The 546-nt window shown below is 48.4% G+C and carries 1 protein-coding gene; it reads left to right on the top strand.

Annotated elements, in window-relative coordinates:
- Positions 1-5: 5 nt before the first annotated feature.
- Positions 6-546, top strand: a 541-nt coding sequence (locus R7040_RS29210; protein WP_318098009.1) for a DUF2860 family protein, incomplete at its 3' end; no start/stop codon positions are given.

The following is a 546-nucleotide window of genomic DNA, read 5'->3' as shown; positions in this document are numbered from 1 at the left end:
AACGAATGAAACCAAGACTAACCCTTTTGCTTTTGGCCTTTGTCGTCAGTGCTGCTCAGGCTCAACTCGCTGAAACTGCAGGGTTCAGCGGCGAAATCTCAATCAATGCTGGTGTGATTTCATCGGAATCGAACTTTAATACCGACAACAGCAAAACCATCGACTCGTTAGAGCAAAGCGCTGAAAGCGACACAACCGTCATCGCAGCGCCGCTCGGAAATATCGCCCACACGCTTGGTCACCAGCTCAACCACCAAGTGTATGCTGGTACAACGCGTTCCGATGTGGCAGTCGGTACACTGGCTTTTCAATTAGGCTATCAGTACGAACTACCGTCAGGCACAGTATTGGATGTCTCTTACCTTCCGACCGTCCTCAAAGGCGAAACGTGGCGTAATCCTTATCAGGTGAGTACGGCTCGTAAAACAACGGATGAAGGTGGTAACGCCTATCGATTTCAAATCAAAGGTTTGGTCGATAGAAACTTCACCCTCGATTTAGCTTATGCCGATAAAGATGTCGAACAAGATGAAGTCACCGATCGTT

Source organism: Vibrio sp. 1069, assembly GCF_033340555.1.
This window is presented reverse-complemented; position numbering and strand designations above follow the sequence as displayed.